Raw genomic sequence first — 22,615 nt, 5'->3', positions numbered from 1 at the left:
CTAGTCCTCTCGTGATTTCTCGACAGCTACCTTGTAAGCCGCCAACGTGTTGCTCCAGAACCGGTCGAGCCAGGCGCGCATCTGGCCGAGCCCGGCCGGGTCAATGTGATAAACGTTGCTGGCACCTTTCGGCTCGGCACGAACCAGACGGGATTCGCGCAGAACCTTGAGGTGCTGGGAGACGGCTGACTGGGAGACCGTTAGTTCTCGAGTGATTTCAGCGACAGTGCGAGGCCGCGTTCCCACGAGTTCGAATATTCGCCTTCGCGTGGGATCCCCCAGGGCGGCAAGCTGCGCACTATCTTTGACCATGGCTAAGCTCTGACGCCTGCAGTCTGGGGAGGGGGACCTTGTCCGCCCGCCAAACCGCATACAAGGAGATAATAAGTTGGGACTAATGATTAGCATAGACTAATTATCTGGTCAAAGGGGCTGAATTGCACGCGCCAACAGCCTTGGGTCGATGGTCCCTCCTTTCACTGTAGGATTGGTGCTGACAGAGCGCGCTTTTGGGTTCGCTGCCTGACAAAATTTTGCGCGGGCGTGTCACAGCACCTGCGTCCACCTCGTCAGTGTTTTTGATGGATAAGACGGGTCAACAGCGGTCGAGGGAGAGCATTCGGTGAGGGCATCCTCACCGGGTTGTTCCCCTTTGTTGGTCGGGCGGTTCCCTTGTCGCGATCGTTTCGTCCATCGAGGAAGTTAGCTCGAGTTGTACCAGCGCGGAGATGCCCCAATGACGGACGATCGCGTGACCATCGTCGTAGAAGAGAGTGTTGCTGACGTGCGCATGAATCGTCCCGAAAAGATGAATGCTCTGGATCCCTCCATGTTCATGGCCCTCGCAGAGGCGGGTGAGCGGCTCAGTCGCGACAGAACAGTTCGAGCAGTCGTGCTGTCCGGCGAAGGCCGTGCCTTCTGCGCCGGTCTGGATGTCGAACGGCTCGATGCAATTTCTCGAGGCGAAAGCTTGCTGCCGTTTGCGGATCTTACTCAAGCGTCCCACGGCATCGCTAGTTGGGCTCAACATGTCGTCTGGTTATGGCGGCAGCTTCCCGTGCCGGTGATCGCGGCGGTTCATGGCCTGGCGTTCGGTGGCGGCTTCCAGATCGCTCTCGGTGCGGATATTCGTTACGTGGCGCCGGGAACCAAACTGGCGGTGCTCGAGTCGAAGTGGGGCTTGGTGCCCGACATGTCGGGCACGCAACTGATGCGTCACCTTGCTGCGGAAGATGTCGTCAGGGAGCTGACCTATACCGGTCGAATCTTCAGTCCTGAAGAGGCTGTTTCTTACAGGCTCGTCACGCGTGTGGTCGATAATCCCCACGCGGCCGCTATGAAGACCGCACGTGAAATCGCCACCCGGAGCCCGTTCGCAATCCGCGCCGCGAAGCGGCTCCTGAACGAAGCCGTTACTTGTGATGCAGGCGCGGGTCTTGCGAGCGAGAGACGGGAGCAACACGCCCTGATCGGCTCGCCGGATCACATCGAGGCTGTTGCTGCGAATCTGGCTGTTCGGCCGGCGAAATTTGCCGATCCCGAAGAGTTGCTCGCCTCACGCGGTTCTTCACCCGGCAAATAGATCATGTCGCGCGATCGTGCCCAGAACCGACGGTCTGGTCAGTTTCGCCGCCGAATGTCATCCGCCGAAGCTCGTAGATGACGATGAACGAAAGCAGAGCGGCAAGGCGGCGTACTTGAACAGTCAGTATGCAGGAAGAGGTGACTGTAATGGAATCGACAATCAATGTCGCTGTCGTCTATCACAGCGGCTTCGGCCACACGAAAAAACAAGCGGAAGCAGTACGAGACGGAGCTGCGGAAGTGCGGGGTGTCAACGCACTGCTCATGGACGTAATCGAAGCCGCAGCAGCGGTGGATCGACCTTGAGGTGTGCGAAGCCATCATATTCGGTGCGCCGACCTATATGGGAAGTGCGTCGGCGGAATTTAAGGCGTTTCAGGAAGCCACGTCCCGGCCGGTCCTGGCCAAGGGCTTCGCCTGGTCCGGAAAGCTTGCTGCAGGTTTTACCAATTCTGGAGCCCGTTCCGGAGACAAGCTCTCGACTCTTGTACAGCTATCGCTATTTGCCGCCCAGCATGGGATGCATTGGATCAATCTGGGGCTTCCTCCCGCCAACAACTCATCTCAGGGATCCGACGAAGAGCGGAACCGGCTTGGAATCTGGCTTGGAGCAGGAGCCCAATCCAACGTGGATCAGGGTCCGGATCTGGCTCCGCCCCGATCAGACTTGGACACGGCCAGGTTCCTTGGCCGGCGGGTGGCCGAAACGGCCTGGCAATTGGCCAGGGGAAGATCGATCCCCGAACGGGCTGGATCCCGGCACGATATCCGTTAACACCCTGCAATCGAGCTTCGCTGGCAAAGATGACGGCGTTGCCGGAGGGAGAAGGGAAGCGGCTCCTGGCAATCCGCATGAGCCTGGAACGTTTTGCAAAGCAGCCCTGTTTTTCCAGGCAATGCACATGTCACGATCGATGCCGTCGGTCGTCTCTTTGTCATTAGACAGTCAAGGAGGCCGCCAAATGAAACCCCGCATCAATCTTGCAAGCCCGAATGAGGGGATTGAGGCTATGCGCGCCGCCAATCAATGGGCGGCGAGCCTTCTCGATCCGAAGCTGATCGCACTGGTTAAGGTGAGAGCTTCCCAGATCAACGGGTGCAATTTCTGTCTGCACATGCACAGCGGCGAGGCGCTCAAGCACGGCGAGAGTCCTACCCGGCTTCTCCTGCTGGACGCCTGGTGCGAGTCGGCGCTGTTCTCGGACCTGGAGCGGGCGGCGCTTGCGTTGCACGGAGAGCTTGACGCGGATTGCAGAAACTCACGCGCCCGATGAAGTTGTTCGAAGAAGTGCAGCGATGCTTCTCCCAGGACGAGATCATCGCGCTCTCCGTTGCAATCGCGCTCATCAATGCCTTCAACCGCCTTGCCATAGGAGCGCGCGCTCACCATCCAGACGAACCCCAAGCCAACTGAGTTTCAGCTCGATCACTTCCTCGGGAGTGCACCATGACGGACCCCTTACAGGAGCAAAGCTCGCCTGAAGAGAGCGGGCGCAGGGCGGCAGACCAGTTCGAAAAGCACCGTCGCTATTTGACCGGTTTGGCGTACCGGATGCTTGGCTCGTTGACTGAAGCCGAGGATGCTGTGCAGGAAGCCTACCTTCGATGGCACGGTACCGACAGGGCGAGGGTCGAGTCGCCGCGAGCGTTCCTGGCAAAGGTCGTCACTCGCATCTGTCTTGATCAGATGAAATCCGCCCGCGTAAAGCGTGAGACCTATGTCGGCCCATGGTTGCCGGAGCCCGTGCTGGATGCCGAGACCTTGGGCGCGGGGACGGCGAGCGACTATGCCTCCGATTTGTCCATCGGATTGATGTTGGCCCTGGAACGGCTTTCACCCCTCGAGCGGGCCGCCTTTCTGTTGCATGACGTCTTTGATGTCGAGTTCGAGGAGGTTGCCCGGCTGCTCGGACGCAATCAGGTAACGTGCCGGCAACTCGCCGCGCGAGCGCGTGCGCACATCCGGGAGTCGCGACCACGATTCGAGGTTGAACCTGACAAAGGAAATGAAATCCTCGAGGCGTTCATGACGGCCTATCGGACCGGCAACGTCGATGGCCTGGCGAATATCCTCTCAAACGACGCCGTGCTGTACACGGACGGTGGCGGCAAGCGACGAGCCGCTCTCAATCCGATCGTCGGACGCCCCAGGATCATTGCGCTTTTCGCCGGTCTGGCGCGCAAGCGCGTGCAACCTGTTGTCGACCTGCGTCCTGCGATGATCAACGGGCTCCCTGGATGCGTGGCAACTTTAGCAAATGGAGAACTTCTCACCATCGCCCTCGAGATCGTGACCGGCAGGATCGGCAGGGTTTACGTCGTTCGGAATCCGGACAAGCTGACGCATGTTGCCAACAGTAAAGGGCCCCACGATGCCTGAGGGTGCCAACGGCCAAGGGAGATATGGGACCGACCTGCTTCGAATCACGACCGTTATCTCGGTTGCCATCTACCTCATCCCGGAAGGCGCCCACTTCTTTGAAATGTTCAACAAATTGAAGATGTCGTCGGTCGACTACATGACGATGCAAAGGGCTTATGATGGCTGGGCCTTCTTTGGTGTCGCGATCGTCATCGCGGTTGGCTGCACGCTCGGCCACGCCATCGCTATGTGGGACATTCCCGTCGCGCGCTGGCTTTCGCTGGGAGCGCTTGCCTTACTCATTGGTGCCCAGGTCATCTTCTGGTGCTTTATCTATCCGATGAACGCCCTCACACGGAATTGGACCGAAATACCGGCAAATCTCGGCGTGGCCCGCCTGCAATGGGAATATGGGCACGCGGCGAGTGCGACGCTGACATTGTTGGCGTTGGTGCTGGCGCTGTGCGCAGTCCTGTCGGGAGTCCGGGGGAGCAGTCAACCCACGAGGAAAGTCTGACGAATGCAGGCTCGATCGTCCTCACAGCGGATCCAGATGAGCAATTTGCACTCGCTGCTCCTCCTCATCACGGCAGGGCTGGGGACTGCCGCGTTTATCGCCCTGGCCATTCTGGGGCGCGGTGGGCTGCGCCCGTTCTTTTCCCATGCACCCCTCACCGTGCTGACAGTGGTCACGGTCGTGCTGACGATCGCATCCATGTTCACCGCCGGCAATTTAAGCCCTGGCGTGCGTGAGGATCGGTCAAACCGCTGGGTCCTTGCCGTTTTCGCGGCCTTCGGCATTCTGATCGGCTGGCTACCGGCTCTCACGGACCGATTGGACTGGGGTACGATTGATGGCGACACAACGCGCTGGTGTGGCGTGGTTATCTATACGATGGGCGGAGTGCTGAGACTGTGGCCCGTATTCGTCCTTGGGAATCGCTTCAGTGGACTTGTCGCGATCCAGCCAGAACACCGTCTCGTCACCACCGGGCCCTATCGCTGGATCCGTCATCCAAGTTATCTCGGCATGCTTCTATGTGTCCTGGGCTGGGCCCTTGCCTTCCGCTCACTTGCGGGCGTGTTGCTGGCAGCGGCGACAGTCGTGCCGGTGATCGCGCGGATGGATGCCGAAGAAGCCCTGCTGATCGGCGCGTTTGGTGAGCAATACCGGACCTATCGAGTTCGCACGGCCCGACTGTTGCCGGGCATCTACTAATCGAAGACCGTTGCGAACCCCGTCACATCAACGACAAGGAGTGCGTTATGGAGCTAGTGTCCCCCGACCGTGTCCTGCGGCTTGACCCTGTTTTCGGATCCATGGGGCTTGAGGCCGCTCGCAGCATCTGGTCGCTGTCGCAGCTCTCAATGCGTGAAAAGGCGTGCCTGCTTATTGCTGGAGATGTTGCGGTGCACGAGCTTGGTCTCCCGTTCGAGCTGCATGTAGCCATGGCCTTGAGCAAGGCCGAGATGTGTGTTGAAGACCTGCGCGAGCTGTTGCGTCATGTGGCGCCAGCGGCCGGTCTCAATCCGGTCTCGCGGGCATTCGAGCGACTGGCGGAGGTGGTTGCAGAACTCGGCCATAGCCCCGACAGCCATGCAGCACGCCGTCCATCGCCTCATCCCGCAACGCCATACCCGGCACATGCTCTTGAAGCACTCAGATCTGCCGATCCCAAGCTTGCCCTTGCAATCGAAAAACAATCGTCTGAGCTTTGGGCACGACCCGGCCTGGACCACCGCGAGCGCCTGTTTGCCAGTTTTGCGATCGATGTTGTGAGCGGAACTCTCGGACAGGCCTTTGCAGCGCACGTTTGTATGGCGCTTCGGGCAGGCATCACAGCAGCCGAGATGCACGAGGCTTTGCGTGTGCTCGCCGAGTACTCGACGGTGAGAGCCTGGCAAGGGACGATTGCTCTTGAAAGTGAGTTGCGATCCGCTCCAAGGTCTCAGGGCGGCCTGGTGGCCCCCGGAGAGGGGAGCTGCGCGCCTCGCACTGTAGCGAGCAAGGTCGAGGTCGAGAAGTACGACAGGTCAGTTCTCAGCGAGGCGGACGCGAGCGGCCTTGCCATAGTCGAGACACGCCTGGTGGAAAAGTTTATCGGCGGTATCGTCGGCGAAGGGAGGGCCACGCACTTGAGGCTCGAACGTCCCGACGGCACGGGCACCTTGATCTGCTATGAGCGCATCGCAGGCTCAATCGGGGGCCTGAAGGGATCATTTCTGCTAAAGGCCGAGGGGGCCATGGAGCGGGGCCCGGTCGTGCGCGGCCGTTGGGAGATCGTGGGCGGTTCGGGAACAGGAGAGCTCGAACGACTGAATGGCTATGCGGAGTTCTCGGCTGAGCGGGACGAGAGCTCTCCCACGGGATGGCGTGCCAGCACGTCCTTGACATACTGGCTCGAGACCTCACTCACCGTTTAATGCTTCTGGAAGCACGGCGATGCTTCAATCGATAGCCGACAATATCTGGATAGCGGATGGGGCGGACGTGAGCTTCCACGGATTTCCGTATCCCACCCGCATGGTGATCGTCAGACTTTCGGGTGGTGACCTCTGGATCTGGTCACCGATCGACCTCAACGAGGAGCTGCGCGGGAAACTGATCAGCCTCGGTCCCGTGCACCATCTCGTCAGCCCGAACAAGCTTCACCACCTCTTCCTGTCACGTTGGCACGAATGCTTCCCACAGGCCCATCTGTGGGGGCCGGCATCGATCATTGGCAAGCGACCCGACCTGACCTTCGAACGCGGCCTGACAGATGAACCGCCGGCCGCCTGGAGCCGTGACATCGATCAAGCCTGGTTTCGCGGCTCGCCGCTGCTGGACGAGGTCGCATTCTTCCATAGAGCATCCGGTACGGCGATTTTCGGCGACCTCGTCCAGGCCTTTGGCGAGGATTATCTCAGGACCAAATGGAAGCCATGGCAACGATGCTTGGCGCGTCTGTCGGGCATCACTGCACTTACCGGTGCGCATGCGCCGCTGGACCTCCGTCTATCATTTCTCGACCGCCGTTTGGCGCGCAAAGCGCGTGCGACGGTGTTGAACTGGCAGCCAGAGCGCGTCGTGATGGCACACGGGCAGTGGCAGCGCAGTGGCGGATCTGTGTTCCTCGCGCAATCCCTTTCTTGGATGGGTTGAGGTGATCCTGTTACCTGCAATGCCGCCCGTTGTGAGTAGATGGTCATGACCGCCGCCACTGGTCGCATGAATAATGGTTGCGGATACAACGACCAATATATCGGTGCGATGCCCGAGGAGATGAAAAGAAGAGCCCGACCAAGCCGTTTTCGGAGGCCGCCACCCATACAAGCCAAGGCCGCCTCAGGTGGCGGCCTCTTTATGGCCTGGAATCTGGATCCCGGCGGAACTCGACTTTGAAAGCGTCCGTAAGTTATCGCGACCCGTCGATCGCATATCGTTTGACGATATCGATGGTCGAGCTTGCAAGCAAAGCTTCAGTCCCGCCATTAGCTGGTGGATAGATGAGCTTGGTATTGATTTTTCGCTTCAGGGCCTTGCCTTCAGTTCCAGTCAGCTCAACTCGTCGATCCCAGCCCTGTGTCCTGATCGCGCCCCATCGACCGAGGTCCAGACAGGTGACATAGTTAAGTTGAGAATACGGCACAGCGGTCATCCCAAGCAGGTCCCGCGCGGCGTTCTCGCCGGCAACCCGTCCAATCTGCAGCGCGTGTTGGCAGGATTGCAGAGCCCGGTGTCCATCTCCAGTGTCGGCCGCCGCAGCGTCGCCTGCGACGAATACTTCCGGCGCGGCGGGAGCCCGGAGCTCTGCGTCGACGACGATCCGGCCGAGCTCATCTCGCTCGCCGGGAACATTACCCGTGAAGGGCGAGGCTCTCATGCCCGTCGCGAGCACGACGGCATCCGCTGAAAGAGCGCTGCCGTCCGCGAAGCTTACACGGTTTGAGGCCAGCGCCGTGATTGTCGCGCCAAGTCGGAGCTCGATACGCGCAGACTGCAAGGCACGCTCGATCTCCGAACGCGGCCCAGGCCCAAGCTCTGGTCCGACCACGTCCGAGCGGTCGACCAAGACAATATGCATCAGTTCAGCAGCCTCGGCTGCGCCGTGCGCCACGAATCGGTCGCGCAGCTCGAGCGAAAGTTCGATGCCCGTAAAGCCCGCACCAACGACGACGAGGGTGGGGTCTTTCTTGTCGCGGGCGAGCTCGTTCAGACGCCGATCGAAAGCGATTGCTTCTGCTTGAGTGTCGACGGAATAAGCCTCTGCGGCGCCAGGCACTGGCGGACGACACATTCGACTGCCTGTGGCGACAATCAGGCGATCGTAGGTGAGGCAGGTGGCGTCATCGAGCGATACGATCTTCGCAGTCGTGTCCAGCCCGACCGCCTCTCCACGAACGAAGTTCACGTCGACCTTGTCCAGGTACGGAAGAACATCGACCGCGAGAGTGTCTGGCCTGGCTTCGTACAGTCGCGGCCTTATTTCCAGCCTTGGCTCTCTCGAAACAACAGTGATATCCGCTGCCGATTTCGCAACTCGCCGGGCTGCCATCGCGGCCCAAAAGCCGGCAAAACCTCCGCCAATGACAAGAATATTCCTCGACATGCTCGTTCCCTTTCTGACCTTGGTCGGGCATTTCTCAAGGCAGGACGATTTAAAGCAGCTGGTTGTGACACTTCATCCGGCTGATTTTGGTCCTCACGGCGTCGGCGCCGCCGGCCGATGCCTGCGCAGACACGACATCGCAGGCCTCCACAGACGGGATCAAAAAGACGGAGCGTGGCAACCTTGTTCGTGCCGGCGGTACCTGCTGCCAGAGCAAATTTGCATCGTAGGTAGTTGCAGGTGCATGTCACACTGGGGGCTCGCGATCGTCTCGAGGTGAATTAGCCGGAGGAGACAGCGGCCCGTCGGACGTCTTGCCGCTTTGGGAGATGCGCGCTCGAGCAAAGAACAGATCGGTTTTGCCGATGAGCAGGACCCCCCCACCGGGCTCGTCAATTCGAGCAAGAGATATGTTGGTAAAGGAGACACTGATGACAGGCGGCCCGGCAATGAACCTCCAAGAACTCACGGCAGCGAACGCTGCGGCAAACTTAAATCGGCTCTTCAGGTTCGAAGTCGTGTTGGCCGCCGACGGAGAGGCGGAGCTCCAAATGCCATGGAGCGATGATCTCACACAATATGCCGGTCATCTTCATGCTGGGGCGATCGCGGCGTTGCTCGACACGGCCTGCGGATTTGCCGCCGCGACTCTCATCGGGCCCGTGACAGCATCGCATTTCTCCATGAACTGTTTGAGGCCCGCGGTCGGTCGCGGTTTTATCGCGAAAGGCGCGACGGTTCGCGCCGGACGCAAGCAGACCTTTGCTCGGGCAGAATTGTTTGCGGAGGATGGTTCCGGCAAACGGTCGCTCGTTGCGACGGGCGAAACGCTTTTAGTCGCGCTCGGTTAGGCCGCCGTAGAGCGATCGATTATCGATCGCAATGCGCGGCGCATCCGATGGACAGAAGGGCAGGCGTCGAAAGCAAGCCACACGCAGCCTTTTGGTGCAAAACGCATTCAGGTGTGAGACCCAAGCCGGAGAAGGTCGAGAAGCGGCTCTCGGCGTCATGGGACGGGATGGGTCTGCCGGAGTAAAACCGGAGCTCGTCATTTGACCGATCCCTTCTTACCTATGTTACATCAACTCCTTCAGTGTACGGAAAGATGAAAATGCTGACCGGCGGATGCGCGTGTGAAAAGGTTCGCTATGAATGCACAGACGTTCCGATTGTTCAGTTGATGTGTCACTGCCGAGATTGCCAACGATCAAGCGGCACTGCATTCTCGGCCTTCATTATGGTGGCGAGCGACAGGTTTCGCTATCTGAAGTCAGAGCCAGCCTTCTTCGAAACCGTTGCAGAAAGTGGACGTCTGTTTCGGAGAGGGTTCTGCAATCATTGTGGCAGTCAAATTTCTGCACATTGGCCGACAAGGCCGCAATTGCTGCTGCTTACCGTCGGCAGCCTCGATGATCCATCGAAGTTTGAACCCACTGCTGAAACTTGGCTCGCACGCGTACCTTCATGGCACCCTCTTCATCCCAGCACCGTCAAATTCAGGGAGGCACCCGCCGAAGGAGTGAAGGAGAGGATTGAGGCATATTTTGCCCGACGCACCCAGTCTTAGTCTGTTTGCTTCGGGTCAAACTGGTTATCGGCGAAAGGCAGCTCATAGCACGTAGCGAACCAGCGCTTTCCCGATATCTGACGGTATATGAAACTATGCCGCGGCGGTGCTAGCGTTAGCGTTTCCACAACGCCTGCAGAGTCGCTCAGCCGATTGACTCCGATAGGTAGCGATATCGCCAGTATCCCGATCGGCACAAATTATTCTGTGAATTCAAGACCGAGAATTTTCGGCGGGTATAGCGTCGGGATTTGTCCGTCAGATGTGAGGATTTGTGCTTTTGGATCAACGACGAAAGATCATCCCAAATGATTGAGTGGGAGTAGGGCTGCGGGCAGTTATCGCGTAGTTTGGCGTAGTCTTGGGAGCTTCTCTCGCATTCCAGATGCTCTGGCCGAGATAGTTAGATTGGCGTAGCCCACCTGAGATTGGCAAGCCATTGCTATCTGGACAACAGAGTGCGGCAGCGCGGTCGAGCGTGCAGAAGGGACAGTGTGTTCAGCGGCGGGCGCAACACAAGCCGGATAGGACAGCAGAGTCCATGAAATTGGGGCGCGCCGCACAACTGGTGTTCGGCGCGAACATCCCTTCAGGCTCGTGATATCTAGGTGATGGGCATTGAATGGAGGCCTGGATCAAAGTACTCGCTCGCCAGCGTGAAGTCCTTGATGCCTGCGTTGGCCATGAAGAAATCTGTCGATTGTGTAGCCAGTTCAGTTCGTGACGGTCCCACCTGAATACATGCGTTTCCAGTCCTTGGACGTGAAGCATCTTCTGAGCCTTGAACGACTCATTGATGTCGGCCATCGGCGTCTGTTTGTAGTGACCCTTTCTGAAGATTCTCCATCGCTTCCGCGCTCTTGCCATGATTGAGTCGTTCGCCTCGGCCCGGCCCTTGATGTAACGGCCGCGGATCGCATCGCGCTCTGCGGTCGAGACATGGTTGGCGTTGAGCGTCAGGCCGAAGGCGAAGTTCTGCTTCACCTTCGACACGCTTGCAATTGAGCTGCTTGTCAGAGTCCTAGCGGCCCAAGCAGCGGCAGCGGCCCAGCACCGCAACGGGTCACCGGCTGGGCTCGGGGGCCAGATATTGCAACATCTGGCCCACGTTCATGGCTGCTGGCTGGCGTTAGAGCGGCGACCAACCGTTAGGCCAACGGTCGTTGGGACCGTTCAACCCGCACCGCGAGGATTGACAACCGTGTAGCCACGCAATGATCGCGGGTGCATCCGCGTCGCGTGTCCGCCTGAGTTGGCGTCATACGCCATCCACATGTCGCCTTCGAGGTGCTGTTCCAGAACGAAGACATGCCCGCGCCGCGCCGCGACCATTCCCGGCGCGGGCGAAGTCCGCGGGAAGCGTAGCCAGTTGGCCGCAAGGTTCAATTCAGGCACGACACGACCAAACACTCGCAGGGCTGCGCCACAACCACAGAATGAAGACGGGCAACCGGGCGGCCGACCGCCGACAATCCGGCCGTGAGTACGGTCACTCACCGCGCCTACGCTGTCGGGCGTGGCTAACGCGAGTTGCTTGGGGCGATACGCCTGCAGTGAGTAGTGCGAAGTTCGTTCGCGGCGCGCCTGGGTGGCCGAGAAGTCACATGGCATGATGACGTTGCATTCGGGCGCTTGGACGATGCGATAAGGTCTTGCTTCTGAACAGATTGGGCCGATGACAACGAGGAAACACGCAGAAAATACTTGCTTGAACATTGCAGGAACTCCGAGCTGAGATCCTGCCCCGCGCCAAGCAACGAACTTTTTTTGGCTGAAAAGAGGCTAAAATGACAGGAATTGCTTGACGCTCTTGGTCAATCCTCACGGCCTTACGTTGCGCTCTATCGATTAACTCGTTGAGGGGGTGCGCCTTGAACCTTTCGCATTGATGAGGCCTCATCCACCAGGCACTGCGACGCTGCAGCCCTTCCGTGGTGGTCGTAAACGGACGTCAGACTCCGGCTCGCAATAGTCACAGGTATGTTGAAATTCAGGACGAGCCCCGGCCTGAGCTGAGTGATCAGCTGTGATCCGCGATTGCCTTCGAGTGATCCGCGGCTAAGGCATCGAATGCTCAGTAAAAATCGTCCGTGAAGACTTTCGCAGCAAGCAACTGAATTATCCTTACTTCGATAATCCCAAAATGAAGATTTCGCGGCACGCGAAGAGGGCGCAGGTAGCTAGCGCGGAGAACTCGCGCGCCTGACGATTGCAGCGACGATAGCGAAGCGAATCTCGATTACTGCACTTTTTGCCCGAGGTCTCTCAGTAGCGTGTGGAGAAAGTCGCTGGCATGGTCGTATTGAGCGTTGCCTCTTGTGATTTGACGAACGAGCGGATCCATTAACCGACCGACGGTTTCGGAGCCGAGTAGCTCAGTTCTGTCCGACCACTGCAGCAGTAAAGTTTCTGGTATATCTTCTGCAGATCTGAACAGCCTTAAGAGGCAATGTTCGCCCTTGGAGTCGTGGTCGTGATGGGCCCTTGCCGCATAGAAAGCGAATAGCCCACGGAAGGCATCACGGGAAACAGCAGGTTTTCCCATCTGAATTTCCCCGAAAAAAACGATTCTCAATGAAAGCAAGTCTGAATCCTTCGGGCGGGAAAAGCTAGTAAAAAATTGAATCCTTATACCTTCATCAAATTGTTCCCTGATCGAGATTAAATCGCGATTAAACCTAACAGTAAGCACTCGTTACCTAATTTTTTCGAGCGCTTCTGCCGGTTCTTCACTGGCTGGGATAGCCAAGCAGCATTCGTACGCCAAACGCACGGCGAAGATCATTCTTCGTGCCGCGTCTTAGAAATCGGGAATAATCGGCAATTTTGACGATTGTTTCTGTGCCCCCGCGTCGATGTGCGCCTGAGGCGGCAGCACATCCGGCGGCCTGAGCCGTCGAAGCTGAGGCCGCTCATTTGCCATTTCCTATCGCAAACGTTGTGCGGGATCCGCAAATCTGCGGCACGCGAAATCGTGCTTCCGCTTTGCATGATTGGAATTCGAATCGGAGAGCGACCCCGCTAAGTCGGCAGAAATAGCCAAGAAGCTTGGAAGACATGTGGCATCGATCCGAGCCGCACCTCGCATAGTTTGGGGCTTTTACTCAGAAAATGGTCAGTGCGATGCCGATGGCGGGAGTGCGGCCCCGGTACGGCACTGGAGGGAGGGACATTGCCCGGGGCCGCCCCGCGGGTCCAACGTGGACCAGCATAAGTGCAACCGAGAGTTCGAGGGGATCGTTCCTAAGTGGTGCGCCCGACGTACCGAGCCACCAGCGCGCTTGTGGTCACGATGGCGCGCGCGGAACTCATCCGAAGACCAGCGCGATCTGCGCGCGCCGACATGTCGAATCTACCATCGTGCGCAATGGGCAGCGGCTCGCGACTTCATTTTCAAGATGGAAGATTTGATCGGTCACGTTCAAAGAAGCGACGTCCACCGAGCGACGGATGCTTTGGACACCAATCGTTGCGATCGAATTGGCGGAATAGAGAATGGCGAGCCATCAAGCGTGATGTCGCAAGGAAGTGTGCTCCAGCAGTTCGCGGAGTCCCAGAGAACAGGCCGCGCATCCGCGTTAGTCTTCTATCCAGGCAGCGAAGTGATCAGAAATGCCTTGAGTTGCGAATCCGCTGCATGGAGTCGCGGAAGCGCCCTCGCCATTTGCGTCAGTACGTCGGCGCCGTACGAGCGACCTCTATCGTTCTGATGACCGGCTCCTCGACCCAGGCCTCGCGGGCAAACCAGTTGTGATTGGCCTGACAGACGGGACAAAGCGTATTGCCGAAAAACACGATGCTTCGCAGGAAAGTCTCACGATCGGATTTGAGGCCGGTAGGAATCGCGCGGCCGGATTGCGGACACTTGACCATAATCATACCCACGCCAACCTCCCTGGATGTGTGGTCGAATAAGGGGGCCGATCGGCTGGAGTGCGCTCTCGTCGATGCGGGTTCACTTGGGGGGCATCGCACCTGGGTCGCTGTCGAGCAAAGGGCAGCTTGCTCGTGACGGCGCTTCTCCAACCGACCGGATTCCTACTTTCGTGAATTGTGGGATACCGCCGGGCTTTGGCTCGGCAGTTCTGAATGATGTTCCAGATTCAACGTAAAGTCGCGGGTAAGCCGCAAACAAATATAAGGGCTTAATTCTTCGGGCTTCGAGCGAAATGCCCCGCCGGCAGCGCAACTACTATCATTTTTGACAGTCACCAAGTTCGGCTCCCATTCGCGCAGCTTCTGAATATTCACTGCTGAAATTTAATTTGTAAATAGAAAAGCGCATTGTCGGTGCGATTTGCGACTCTCGTGGATATACTTTTCACGCGAGCCTAAGCGAAGCGCGCCACAATCAAATATGTAAGCGGGTACGCGGTAAGGCTGCAGCCGCTTCGTATTTGCGAAGGCAGTTGCAGCGGTTGCGAGCGGTGTTCCGCGGCCGCATCAGGTTCAAGTATGAAACAAATTGTGATTTACGGTTAATTGTATAAATGGCGTTGTTAAATCCTGCCGATCACGTAATCTCTGGCTTATTAAAGTTTCATTCGGCTGGAGGAAACGATGTGGGAATTAAATCACAATAATTGCCTCGTCTCGCACGCACCGCTGTTGGCCCAGATGCGCGCGGAGTTGGCCAGCATCGGCGAGAAGGAGCGCATTCTGAAAGAACGGAGAGCCGATCGCGAAGCTTATCGTTACCTTTTGGAAGCTCATCGGTTGACCGCGAGAGAGTGCTTTTTTGACGAGCTGCTTTTGAACGTTGCGCCACAGGAGGGAGGCGAGGACGGGCAGCTGGCGGCATGACGGGCCGGATTGTCATTTCGAAACGAGCCCGATCGGGTTTGTGCTCCGCTGAACGGGAATTGCAGCGCCGCAGGCCGGGTTAGATCGAAACTCGTAGTCGAGACCTCCCTCTGTCGCGGCCGCGACATAGCGTTGGCCTTCGTCGGGCGAGACGAACCTTCGTACATTGGCTGGAGCCGTGCTGAAAAAATCGTCGGCAGAGATGGTGTTGAGACCGGCTCCAGATGCAATGTTCGTGCTGCTGGATGGTCGATCAATGCTCTTCAGCGAAGCCGGGCAGAAGATCTTCGAGCTGGACCAGGTAGCGGCATTCATCTGGTGCAAGCTGGCGCAAGGTGCCTCTCTGGAAGATGTCTATCAGGGGCTTGGGGCGCTAGGCATTGACGAGGATGCGTCACGCCAGTTCACCCGCCAGGTTGTAAATGTCTGGGCCGATCAAGCGCTACTCCAAGCGGACTGGCAAGTGCCGATTGACTGTTCCTTCTCAGTGATCCTGGGTCGGCACAAAATAGGCGTCCGGACTGCAAATCGAGACCTCTTGAGACGGCTGCTTTCGGTATTCTGCGTCGCGGACAAGGGCGCGGGCGACAACGACCTGGTGGTCGAGGCAACGATGCTGGACGAGCAAGTGTTCTTCCGCGGAGAGGATTCGAGAATTTCCAGATGTGAAGTCGAAGCATTGGCGCCGACGATCAAGGCGCACATCAGCGAGCGGCTTATTCGAAGCGATCGCTGGGTCTTTTCCCTTCATGCAGCTACTCTCGTGAGAAACGATGCGGGCCTGCTGTTGTGCGGTCAGCCGGGAGCTGGAAAGTCGACCCTGACACTGCAGCTCGTGGACGCCGGCTTTCGCTACGCTGGCGATGATGTTGCGCTGGTTGGAGCTGACGGAACCATCTGCGGAATTCCCTTTGCGCTCACAGTCAAGGAGGGGTCGTGGGACTTGCTCTCCCGGCTGCATGGCGACAAGTATGACGCGACGCACCGCCGCTCCGACGGGGTTCGGGTGCGGTACGTCCCCATTCCAAATGCGCAGAACCAATGCGTTTCCGCGAGCTGGATCGTCTTCTTGAAACGGGTCGCGGGCGGTCCGGAAGAACTGACCGCGATAGACCAGTTGGATGCGATGAAGCGGCTTATCGAAGACGCATTTGCCGCTGACGGAAGGCTATCGCAAGCCGGCTTTTTCGCTTTGAAGCGGATTGTCGCAGGCGCGCGATCATTTCAACTCACCTACTGCGAGTCGGTGGAAGCTCGGCGCTTGCTTATGGAATTGTGCGATGGTGAGGCATAGCAGCGCGCTCTCGAACCTCTGCAATTGCTTGCGAGGTATGCCGCCCGTCGACGTGGAGTGGACGTCCGTAATCGGGCTCGCAAATCGGACTCTGACGACGCCGGCGCTCATCGACTTTGTGGGCAAATATGCATCGATGCTGCCGGAGGACGTCTGCGCATATATCCGCAATATCCACCGCCGAAACGAGCTGCGCAATAATCGCCTCCTCGCTCAGCTGGAAGAAGCCGTCGTTGCGATGAACCGCTTGGGAATTACCCCGATCATGCTCAAGGGCACATCGACACTGGCGACCGCACCCCGGGAGCGCCGAGGCGTTCGGATAATGTCGGACCTGGACATCATCGTCATGCCGGACGAGGCCAGAATGGCAATTGCCGCTCTATGTGCAATTGGCTACGATATTGATTACCAGACCCCCGCCGAAAGCCAGAGATGGCACGTCGAGCTGAACCGGTCACAGGATGTCGGGACCATCGACCTGCAGCAGGCCGCTCCGGGTCCCGCGTACCTCTACCAAGGTATCGGGCAGGCGCTGAACCATTGCGTCATCGCGCCGCTGGGAAGCGGGCGCGTGTATATCCCCACGCCTGTCTACCGAGCGCTCATGCTGATTATCCATGATCAATTTCAAGACTACGGTTATTGGCTCGGCGACCTCGACCTGCGGCACCTTGTTGAATTGCGAGATCTAAACGATTCCACCGAAGGCCTTGATTGGGAGAAGCTTGCCTCGCTAGTCTCGGGCGAATTGATGAAGAATGCGGTTGAAACCCAACTGGTCGCTCTTGCCGGGCTGCTTGGCGTCGATATTCCGCAGACGATGCGCTCCCGCCTGATTCCCCGCCTGCAGTTCATGCGACAGTTGATGCAGGCACGTTTTCCGTCCACGCGTTTGCTGTTCCTCGCGATGACGGCGCTGGATCTCGGAAACTATCGGAACGCGGCAAATGGCGCCTGGCAAGCCGCCGCCCATCCGCGTAGATCGTGGTCCCTCCCGAAGGTGGACACCTTGCAGTTCTTGTTGAAGGCGGCCGTCGCTGTGCGCACAGGGAAGGTGTAGGCGCGCAAGCGCGCTGCGAGCCGAGCGACCGGTAACTCCCATCCGTTCGCAGACGCTTCGCGCCCGCGGGTGTCTGCGTCGATGAAGCCATCAATGCTCGCGACTACCAGCATTCCGGTTGGACGCTTCGCCGTTCTCGCGAATCCTGAACTCCTCGAGCGTGTGTCCTGATTGAAGCGCTGCGACCAGCCAGCGCGGCTGTTTGCCTCGCCCAGACCAAGTCTCTGTCGGCTTGAGGGGGTTGAAGTATTTCGGCACGACCTTTGGGTATTTGCGGCGAGGGGACTGGCCTGGGCCCATCTCTGTCGCCTCGCCCTCCGCCTCGCCGAACTGGTCCGGCTGATTGAGCTGCGCCAGGCGCTTTTCCAACTCGCGCTTTTCGGCTGTTATCTTTTCAGCAAGAATCTTCGTGAGCTCCTCGTGGAGGAGCCAAAGTTCCTCAAAATCCATGGCTTCGAGATCTTGCCGGCGCATAGCATTCTCGTCACCGACCAACCTGCCCAACAGTCGTATCTGACGCCGAATAGAGGTTTTTTCGCGTGGCGAACAAAAGACTGGGAATCAGGGTCGGTCTTTCAATTGACGTGATAATAAATAAATAATATATTATTAAATGTATATTGCGAGGATTATTTTCTGTTTTATTATTGGGCGAGGAAGGCTTGCTGCGCTCTCGAAGAGAAACATTGGATATTATCGGCTGCCCGTTGGTACGTCTTCGAGTTGCGATCAGGCAGTTTATCGCGCCTGCGGAACCGTTGACCGACCTCAAGGATCTGCAGCTCCAAATCCAGCTGCGAAAGCTCGCGCTGAAAGATATCGCAATCATAACCTCGCGGCTGCAGCGGGCTGACATCCGCATTTCAGGACGAATGCCGGGATGCGGCCTCCCGCAGTCATGTTCCTCACGAGGGCGGCGGCGCGGAAGATCGACCTCGCGACGCTCTAATCAATCATAATCAGATTGAATCGCGGCGCCGGCGCACGTAGGGCGCGTGTTATGTGCGGGCCGCTATTGAATTCAGCGAATAATGCATTTTTCAGTCTTGATTGGAACCGGCGACGCAGTTATGTGGAGCATAAAAATGCTGTTGAGTTCCGAATATTTTTCGCTAAGGCCCGACATTGGGTGCTTGATTACTCTGCTGGGACATATTAAATGGGCGCAACTACAGGATGCTAACATGTCGACCAAGAAGCTCGAACTAGAAGCGATGTCCCTCGATGATCTATGGTCCCTTCATGAGGAAATTAGCGGCATTTTGTCGGACCGGATCAAAGCGGAAAAGCAGGAACTGGAGAAGCGCTTGGCGGTTCTCGGCGGCGGGATGGCTATGTTAGCCGAAAGCGGCAGGCCGGGCATCTCTTCCACGGGCAAGCCGAGGCGCAAATATCCGCGCGTGCTGCCGAAATACCGTAACCCGCAGACGTCCGAAACTTGGTCGGGGCGTGGCAAGCGACCTCGTTGGCTGGTTGCTGCGGTGAAATCCGGTCGTCGAATCGAGGAGTTTCGCATCGGGGAAGCGGCTCCGAAACTTCGGCAGCGGGCGTGAAGCAGCTGCACCAGGGGACTGGCGCAGGCGCCTTTGGTCGAGGTTGGAGCTAATAGGCGTTGCGCCCCCGTAATACTTCCACAGGAGTTCGCAACAGGATTGCAAGATCCAGCCGAAGACTCCAATTATCGATGTACCAGAGATCGTATTGGACGCGTGCTTCGATCATCGACGCCGTGGGCGTTGCCCCGCGGCAACCGTGAACCTGGGCCCATCCGGTCAGCCCAGGCCTGACCCTGCGGCGAAAGGCGTAGTTTCGCACGAGCTTGTCAAACTGTCCGTCGTGGGCCAAGGCGTGGGGACGCGGGCCCACCAGCGACATGCTGCCCTCGAGAACATTTAGCAGTTGCGGCAGTTCATCGAAGCTCGACCGGCGCAGCAACTTGCCCACGCGGGTGACCCGTCGATCGAGAGGGACGGCCTGAGTGATCACGTTGCCGTCCTCGAGAACATGCATGGTCCGAAACTTCCGGATCAGGAATGTCCGACCATTGAAACCGCAGCGTTGCTGTCGGAAGAACACCGGGCCCGGAGAGTCCAGCTTGATTGCGATTGCAGCCAGTACCAGCAGTGGTGCAGCCATCGCCAGCGCGAGCCCTGCGCCGACAACATCAATCATTCGCTTGGATGCGCACTCGAGGGAGGTGAGGGGACCCCGCTGCAACTCGACGCAAACGGCACTTCCAAGATTCCGTGTCGGATGTCGAAGCAATTCGGATGTTGTGCCGACGGGCACGAACATGATCGGGAAGGGCAAAACCCGGAGGTCGGCCACAAGTGCTCGCAGCTCGGGCCATCGCTCTGGAGAGGCCTCGACCACCACCTGGTCGAGCGGGATGTTGTGAATATAGTCGATTACGCGAGAGGCGAACCGTTTACGACCGGCGGGCCCGAAGCCGATCGGCGGCAGGCTGAACCGTGCTCTGACGCAATATCCGTGCATAGACAAGGTCTCCGGCAGGCCGGCGTTTTTGGAAAGCGGTTGGTCGCTGATTAGAACGATATTGGTGCTGGCGAACTTTCTTTCGCTCAGACCCCTTATCAGCACTGCCCTGACCCCCCATCGCTCTGCCACAAGCAAGGCCAAGCCGAGGATGGCGAACAGCGGGCCTGGTTTCTGAGAGGCACCTGGGGGAATTGCAAAGCCATATGCGGCCCAGATCAAGAGCAACAATGACGCCCAAGTGACACAGACGGCCCGAACCTGGTTCTTGAGCACAAGGAGCTCAATCGGCCGATAGAGGCCCTGAGCCTTCAGGAGGGAAGCCACGCAAGCCGCGCTAATCAGCGCCAAGCCAAATGCGTTGCCGTGGTCTGCCCCGGTCTGTACGCTCTGGAACCGGTATAAGACCGTGGAGATGACGCTCGCGAGCAAAATCGTCGCGATATCGGCACAGAGCGCAACGTGTTCGATCCGGTCATACCGCAGGGGCCATTTATGCGAGGATATTGGCGGTTCGAGACTGACATGAGCCGTATCGATTTGATCGGGGAGGTGTCGGTTCACGAAGTTCATGACGAGGTACTCTGACCAGCATTTAATCTATTATTAATTTATTGAATATTTCAAGTGAAAATATAGAACTTAAATATTGGCCGCGCTTGGTGAGGTTCGACCCGTGCGGCATTATCGGATCGAGCAAAATACCTCGAGAGTTACCGACCGGTGCCGCGGCCCGGTGCACTGTTCGGCGGAGAGACGACCGTTCCGGGCGCAGGAGCCCGGATTTCCTTCCTTTGAAGAGCGGCTGAATCCCGCTCCGCAATCAGATTGTTCACCATGCTCTTTCCTTCCGCGGATGCCGACTGATAGGCGGCAACAAGAGCGGGGCGGAGACTGGGCTGTTTGGTCAGGGCAATCTTGATGTCACGTTGCACGAGTTCACGCAGTTCCGGTTCGTTTACCGTCGAGACCTCGCCGAGAGCGACAGTCAGTCGTAGCGGAAGTAGGGCCAAATCGCTTGGCGCTGTGTAGTACGACAGTTTCAGTAGAGCTGCGACGTCGTATTCCGCCGATCTCTGCTCCCTCGAGAGCGCCGCAAGCTTGAGCCAAAGATCACCTCGTAGCGGTGAGTACCGCAGTGCCCGTGCCAATGCAGTCGGCGCAGCCGGATCGGCTCCGATCTCCGGCTTTGACGCTGCGGCTTCGTTGGCGATGGGCAACGGTTCAAGAACAGGTGTCCTCGGATGCAAATCGCCGTCCCCGCGCAGTGAGCCCGAACGCGGCGCCCCTACGGACGCCTGGCGTGCCGCTTGGTTGACGGAAGGCGCTTCAAGCGGCAATCCGCTCGGATACCGCGGGTGAGTGTATAGCCAGACCGTTTGCGCGCACAGGGCGACAGCGACAGAGCCCAATCCAATACGCATGGATACATTGCCATGTTGGCGGGCTGGCTTAGATGCCGGATCCGAGCTATCCGGCTCCCTTACGGAGCGCGTTGATTGCGGCGACAAGGCCGCAGTAGCCGTATCACGCTGGCTTTGGGCAACTGCCAACCCTAACGCGGCGGCCGCCAACAGCGATGTGCCGAACTCGAGAATACCGTCCTCGACCAAGGCCAGCATGGCTAGCGCAGCCGCAGCACCAGAACCAATAGCGGCGTAAGCGTAGTCCCGCCTTCGCTGCAGGGAACATCTAAGCAAAGCCGAGGCGGCAAGTACCGCAACTATCAACAGCCCATACAGGAAAGGGCGGCCCATTTCGATGGCGATGACGGCGGCAGCGGTCGGCCGCTCTCGCGATGAAGGCCCTCCGATATCGCGGTGGATCGGCAGCAGCGCCACGTACGTTCCTGCACCGGACCCAACCTGGCCGGCATCTTGCAGCATCCGTTCAGTCGCCGCCGGGTGCTGCGCAGATAGGGCGATCGCGAGATCGGTATTCGGCCGCACCGGCAGCAGGGTGAAGGCCGCCAAAAAGAGAATTGCGGCCGTGGCAAACACGCTCGCCATTCCCCAAACCCCATAGAACCAGTTCTGGATCGCGAACGCGGCGAAAACGATTCCCGCTCCAAGCAGTGCAGCTATGGCAGTTCCCGTTCCGTCTGCCCTGGCAAGGATCGCCGACAGGCAGAGAAACGTTGCCAGCATTGCGAACGATAAGGGCGCCGCCAGCTGAAACGAGAGTTGCTTGGCCTGGCGGCATTCCTCGAACGCGCGGGCCGCCATCGCTGCCGACATCACCAAGCCCAGCACCGAGGGTGCTGCGTCGGTCACGACGGGTACGGGAGTGCCGACGGGCGAGAGACCGTCAGCTCCCATCATCTGTCGCATTAGCAAGTACGCACTGACGATCGCTGAGACCGAGACCAGCATGGTGAGGAGTTGCCACGCGCGCTGTCTATCCAGCGCGACGATGGCCGCGATGAGCGCGAGGGCGACAGCAGCAATGTATTGCAAGAATGCTTGCACGGTTGCATCGATGTCCACCGTGAGCCGTTCAGAAGGGGGGGCATTCAATGCAGCCGATGCAGCGGCCCATATCGGATTGCCGGCCCCGTGGATCGGAATTGGAACGAGTTGAACAGTCATGTAGACCGCCGGTACAACGAGAATGACGAGCAGAAACAGTCGTAACCGTCGTACCAGGCGCGCGATTGCGAAGGATGAGGTGAAAACTGCGGCTGCCAGCACCGCGATCGCGAGAAGAGCAGGACAAAGAACTTGCGCTTGCGGAAATTCGGGTGTTGCAAAAGCCGCGGCGACGGACACCAAGAGTGCCACAATCAGAAACTTGTCCAGCATACAACGTCACCCCTCGGGCTTGAGTCAACGCTTGGACCGGCAGGCTCATGATG

22 protein-coding genes and 1 pseudogene are annotated in these 22,615 nt (G+C 58.5%); 15 read left to right on the top strand and 8 right to left on the bottom strand.

What is annotated here, in order from left to right; translation table 11 throughout:
- Nucleotides 1–312 carry a helix-turn-helix transcriptional regulator gene (locus XH83_RS20600; RefSeq protein WP_194402614.1) on the bottom strand — a complete coding sequence of 104 codons (312 nt, stop codon included), beginning with the start codon at nucleotides 310–312 and terminating at the stop codon, nucleotides 1–3.
- A 424-nt stretch (nucleotides 313–736) separates the two neighbouring features.
- Between XH83_RS20600 and XH83_RS20595 the strand changes: the two genes are divergently transcribed.
- The 9 genes and pseudogenes from XH83_RS20595 (at nucleotide 737) to XH83_RS20560 (ending at nucleotide 7,091) form a co-directional block, all read left to right on the top strand.
- The gene (locus XH83_RS20595) at nucleotides 737–1,582 is read left to right on the top strand and encodes a crotonase/enoyl-CoA hydratase family protein (RefSeq protein WP_194402613.1); all 846 of its coding nucleotides are present in this window, start codon (nucleotides 737–739) and stop codon (nucleotides 1,580–1,582) included.
- A gap of 149 nt (nucleotides 1,583–1,731) precedes the next feature.
- The gene (locus tag XH83_RS40395) at nucleotides 1,732–1,890 is read left to right on the top strand and encodes a hypothetical protein (protein WP_371746100.1); all 159 of its coding nucleotides are present in this window, start codon (nucleotides 1,732–1,734) and stop codon (nucleotides 1,888–1,890) included.
- A gap of 37 nt (nucleotides 1,891–1,927) precedes the next feature.
- Nucleotides 1,928–2,359: a flavodoxin family protein gene (locus XH83_RS20590; protein WP_371746365.1), complete on the top strand. Its 432-nt coding sequence runs from the start codon at nucleotides 1,928–1,930 to the stop codon at nucleotides 2,357–2,359.
- 187 nt (nucleotides 2,360–2,546) lie between these two features.
- A pseudogene (locus tag XH83_RS20585) lies at nucleotides 2,547–2,998 on the top strand (carboxymuconolactone decarboxylase family protein).
- A 33-nt stretch (nucleotides 2,999–3,031) separates the two neighbouring features.
- Nucleotides 3,032–3,964, top strand: a complete 933-nt coding sequence (locus tag XH83_RS20580) for a sigma-70 family RNA polymerase sigma factor (protein WP_194402612.1) — start codon at nucleotides 3,032–3,034, stop codon at nucleotides 3,962–3,964.
- The gene (locus XH83_RS20575; RefSeq protein ID WP_194402611.1) at nucleotides 3,957–4,463 is read left to right on the top strand and encodes a hypothetical protein; all 507 of its coding nucleotides are present in this window, start codon (nucleotides 3,957–3,959) and stop codon (nucleotides 4,461–4,463) included. The genes XH83_RS20580 and XH83_RS20575 overlap by 8 nt, the downstream gene beginning before the upstream one ends.
- 36 nt (nucleotides 4,464–4,499) lie before the next feature.
- Nucleotides 4,500–5,165 carry an isoprenylcysteine carboxylmethyltransferase family protein gene (locus tag XH83_RS20570; RefSeq protein ID WP_194402610.1) on the top strand — a complete coding sequence of 222 codons (666 nt, stop codon included), beginning with the start codon at nucleotides 4,500–4,502 and terminating at the stop codon, nucleotides 5,163–5,165.
- Nucleotides 5,166–5,212: 47 nt separating this feature from the next.
- The gene (locus XH83_RS20565; RefSeq protein ID WP_194402609.1) at nucleotides 5,213–6,370 is read left to right on the top strand and encodes a DUF3224 domain-containing protein; all 1,158 of its coding nucleotides are present in this window, start codon (nucleotides 5,213–5,215) and stop codon (nucleotides 6,368–6,370) included.
- A gap of 19 nt (nucleotides 6,371–6,389) precedes the next feature.
- Nucleotides 6,390–7,091 (top strand): DUF4336 domain-containing protein, encoded by a 702-nt coding sequence (locus XH83_RS20560; RefSeq protein WP_194402608.1) that lies wholly within the window; start codon nucleotides 6,390–6,392, stop codon nucleotides 7,089–7,091.
- Nucleotides 7,092–7,344: 253 nt separating this feature from the next.
- Here the strand turns inward: XH83_RS20560 and XH83_RS20555 are convergent, their stop codons facing one another.
- Nucleotides 7,345–8,538: an NAD(P)/FAD-dependent oxidoreductase gene (locus tag XH83_RS20555; RefSeq protein WP_194402607.1), complete on the bottom strand. Its 1,194-nt coding sequence runs from the start codon at nucleotides 8,536–8,538 to the stop codon at nucleotides 7,345–7,347.
- A 431-nt stretch (nucleotides 8,539–8,969) separates the two neighbouring features.
- Between XH83_RS20555 and XH83_RS20550 the strand changes: the two genes are divergently transcribed.
- Nucleotides 8,970–9,389 (top strand): PaaI family thioesterase, encoded by a 420-nt coding sequence (locus tag XH83_RS20550; protein ID WP_194402606.1) that lies wholly within the window; start codon nucleotides 8,970–8,972, stop codon nucleotides 9,387–9,389.
- 254 nt (nucleotides 9,390–9,643) lie between these two features.
- Nucleotides 9,644–10,105 carry a GFA family protein gene (locus tag XH83_RS40390; RefSeq protein ID WP_194402605.1) on the top strand — a complete coding sequence of 154 codons (462 nt, stop codon included), beginning with the start codon at nucleotides 9,644–9,646 and terminating at the stop codon, nucleotides 10,103–10,105.
- A 498-nt stretch (nucleotides 10,106–10,603) separates the two neighbouring features.
- Here XH83_RS40390 and XH83_RS20540 read toward each other — a convergent pair whose 3' ends face one another.
- The 3 genes from XH83_RS20540 to XH83_RS20530 all read right to left on the bottom strand — a co-directional run bounded on the left by XH83_RS20540 (nucleotide 10,604) and on the right by XH83_RS20530 (nucleotide 13,990).
- A complete protein-coding gene (locus XH83_RS20540) occupies nucleotides 10,604–11,098 on the bottom strand; it encodes a hypothetical protein (RefSeq protein WP_194402604.1) in 495 nt (164 codons plus the stop codon).
- Between the two features lie 180 nt (nucleotides 11,099–11,278).
- Entirely contained in the window at nucleotides 11,279–11,821 is a 543-nt protein-coding gene (locus XH83_RS20535; protein ID WP_194402603.1) for a hypothetical protein, read from the bottom strand.
- A 1,953-nt stretch (nucleotides 11,822–13,774) separates the two neighbouring features.
- Nucleotides 13,775–13,990: a hypothetical protein gene (locus XH83_RS20530; RefSeq protein ID WP_194402602.1), complete on the bottom strand. Its 216-nt coding sequence runs from the start codon at nucleotides 13,988–13,990 to the stop codon at nucleotides 13,775–13,777.
- 675 nt (nucleotides 13,991–14,665) lie between these two features.
- Between XH83_RS20530 and XH83_RS20525 the strand changes: the two genes are divergently transcribed.
- The 3 genes from XH83_RS20525 to XH83_RS20515 all read left to right on the top strand — a co-directional run bounded on the left by XH83_RS20525 (nucleotide 14,666) and on the right by XH83_RS20515 (nucleotide 17,265).
- Nucleotides 14,666–14,908 carry a hypothetical protein gene (locus XH83_RS20525; protein WP_194402601.1) on the top strand — a complete coding sequence of 81 codons (243 nt, stop codon included), beginning with the start codon at nucleotides 14,666–14,668 and terminating at the stop codon, nucleotides 14,906–14,908.
- Between the two features lie 178 nt (nucleotides 14,909–15,086).
- Nucleotides 15,087–16,202, top strand: a complete 1,116-nt coding sequence (locus tag XH83_RS20520; RefSeq protein WP_194402600.1) for a serine/threonine protein kinase — start codon at nucleotides 15,087–15,089, stop codon at nucleotides 16,200–16,202.
- A gap of 37 nt (nucleotides 16,203–16,239) precedes the next feature.
- Nucleotides 16,240–17,265, top strand: a complete 1,026-nt coding sequence (locus tag XH83_RS20515) for a nucleotidyltransferase family protein (protein WP_194402599.1) — start codon at nucleotides 16,240–16,242, stop codon at nucleotides 17,263–17,265.
- Nucleotides 17,266–17,355: 90 nt separating this feature from the next.
- Here the strand turns inward: XH83_RS20515 and XH83_RS20510 are convergent, their stop codons facing one another.
- Nucleotides 17,356–17,739 carry an H-NS family nucleoid-associated regulatory protein gene (locus XH83_RS20510; RefSeq protein WP_194402598.1) on the bottom strand — a complete coding sequence of 128 codons (384 nt, stop codon included), beginning with the start codon at nucleotides 17,737–17,739 and terminating at the stop codon, nucleotides 17,356–17,358.
- A 710-nt stretch (nucleotides 17,740–18,449) separates the two neighbouring features.
- On the opposite strand from XH83_RS20510, the gene XH83_RS20505 reads away from it, so the two are divergent.
- Nucleotides 18,450–18,818, top strand: a complete 369-nt coding sequence (locus XH83_RS20505; RefSeq protein WP_194402597.1) for an H-NS family nucleoid-associated regulatory protein — start codon at nucleotides 18,450–18,452, stop codon at nucleotides 18,816–18,818.
- A gap of 49 nt (nucleotides 18,819–18,867) precedes the next feature.
- Here the strand turns inward: XH83_RS20505 and XH83_RS20500 are convergent, their stop codons facing one another.
- Together XH83_RS20500 and XH83_RS20495 are read right to left on the bottom strand one after the other, a co-directional pair.
- Complete coding sequence (locus XH83_RS20500) at nucleotides 18,868–20,334, bottom strand: exopolysaccharide biosynthesis polyprenyl glycosylphosphotransferase (protein WP_194402596.1); 1,467 nt, start codon at nucleotides 20,332–20,334, stop codon at nucleotides 18,868–18,870.
- 140 nt (nucleotides 20,335–20,474) lie between these two features.
- The gene (locus tag XH83_RS20495) at nucleotides 20,475–22,562 is read right to left on the bottom strand and encodes a hypothetical protein (protein ID WP_194402595.1); all 2,088 of its coding nucleotides are present in this window, start codon (nucleotides 22,560–22,562) and stop codon (nucleotides 20,475–20,477) included.
- Nucleotides 22,563–22,615: the final 53 nt, after the last annotated feature.

This window comes from Bradyrhizobium sp. CCBAU 53351 (assembly GCF_015291745.1).
In the GTDB taxonomy this organism is placed as follows: domain Bacteria; phylum Pseudomonadota; class Alphaproteobacteria; order Rhizobiales; family Xanthobacteraceae; genus Bradyrhizobium.
Note: the sequence above shows the minus strand (reverse complement) of the source record. Positions and strands in the feature narration are given on the sequence as shown.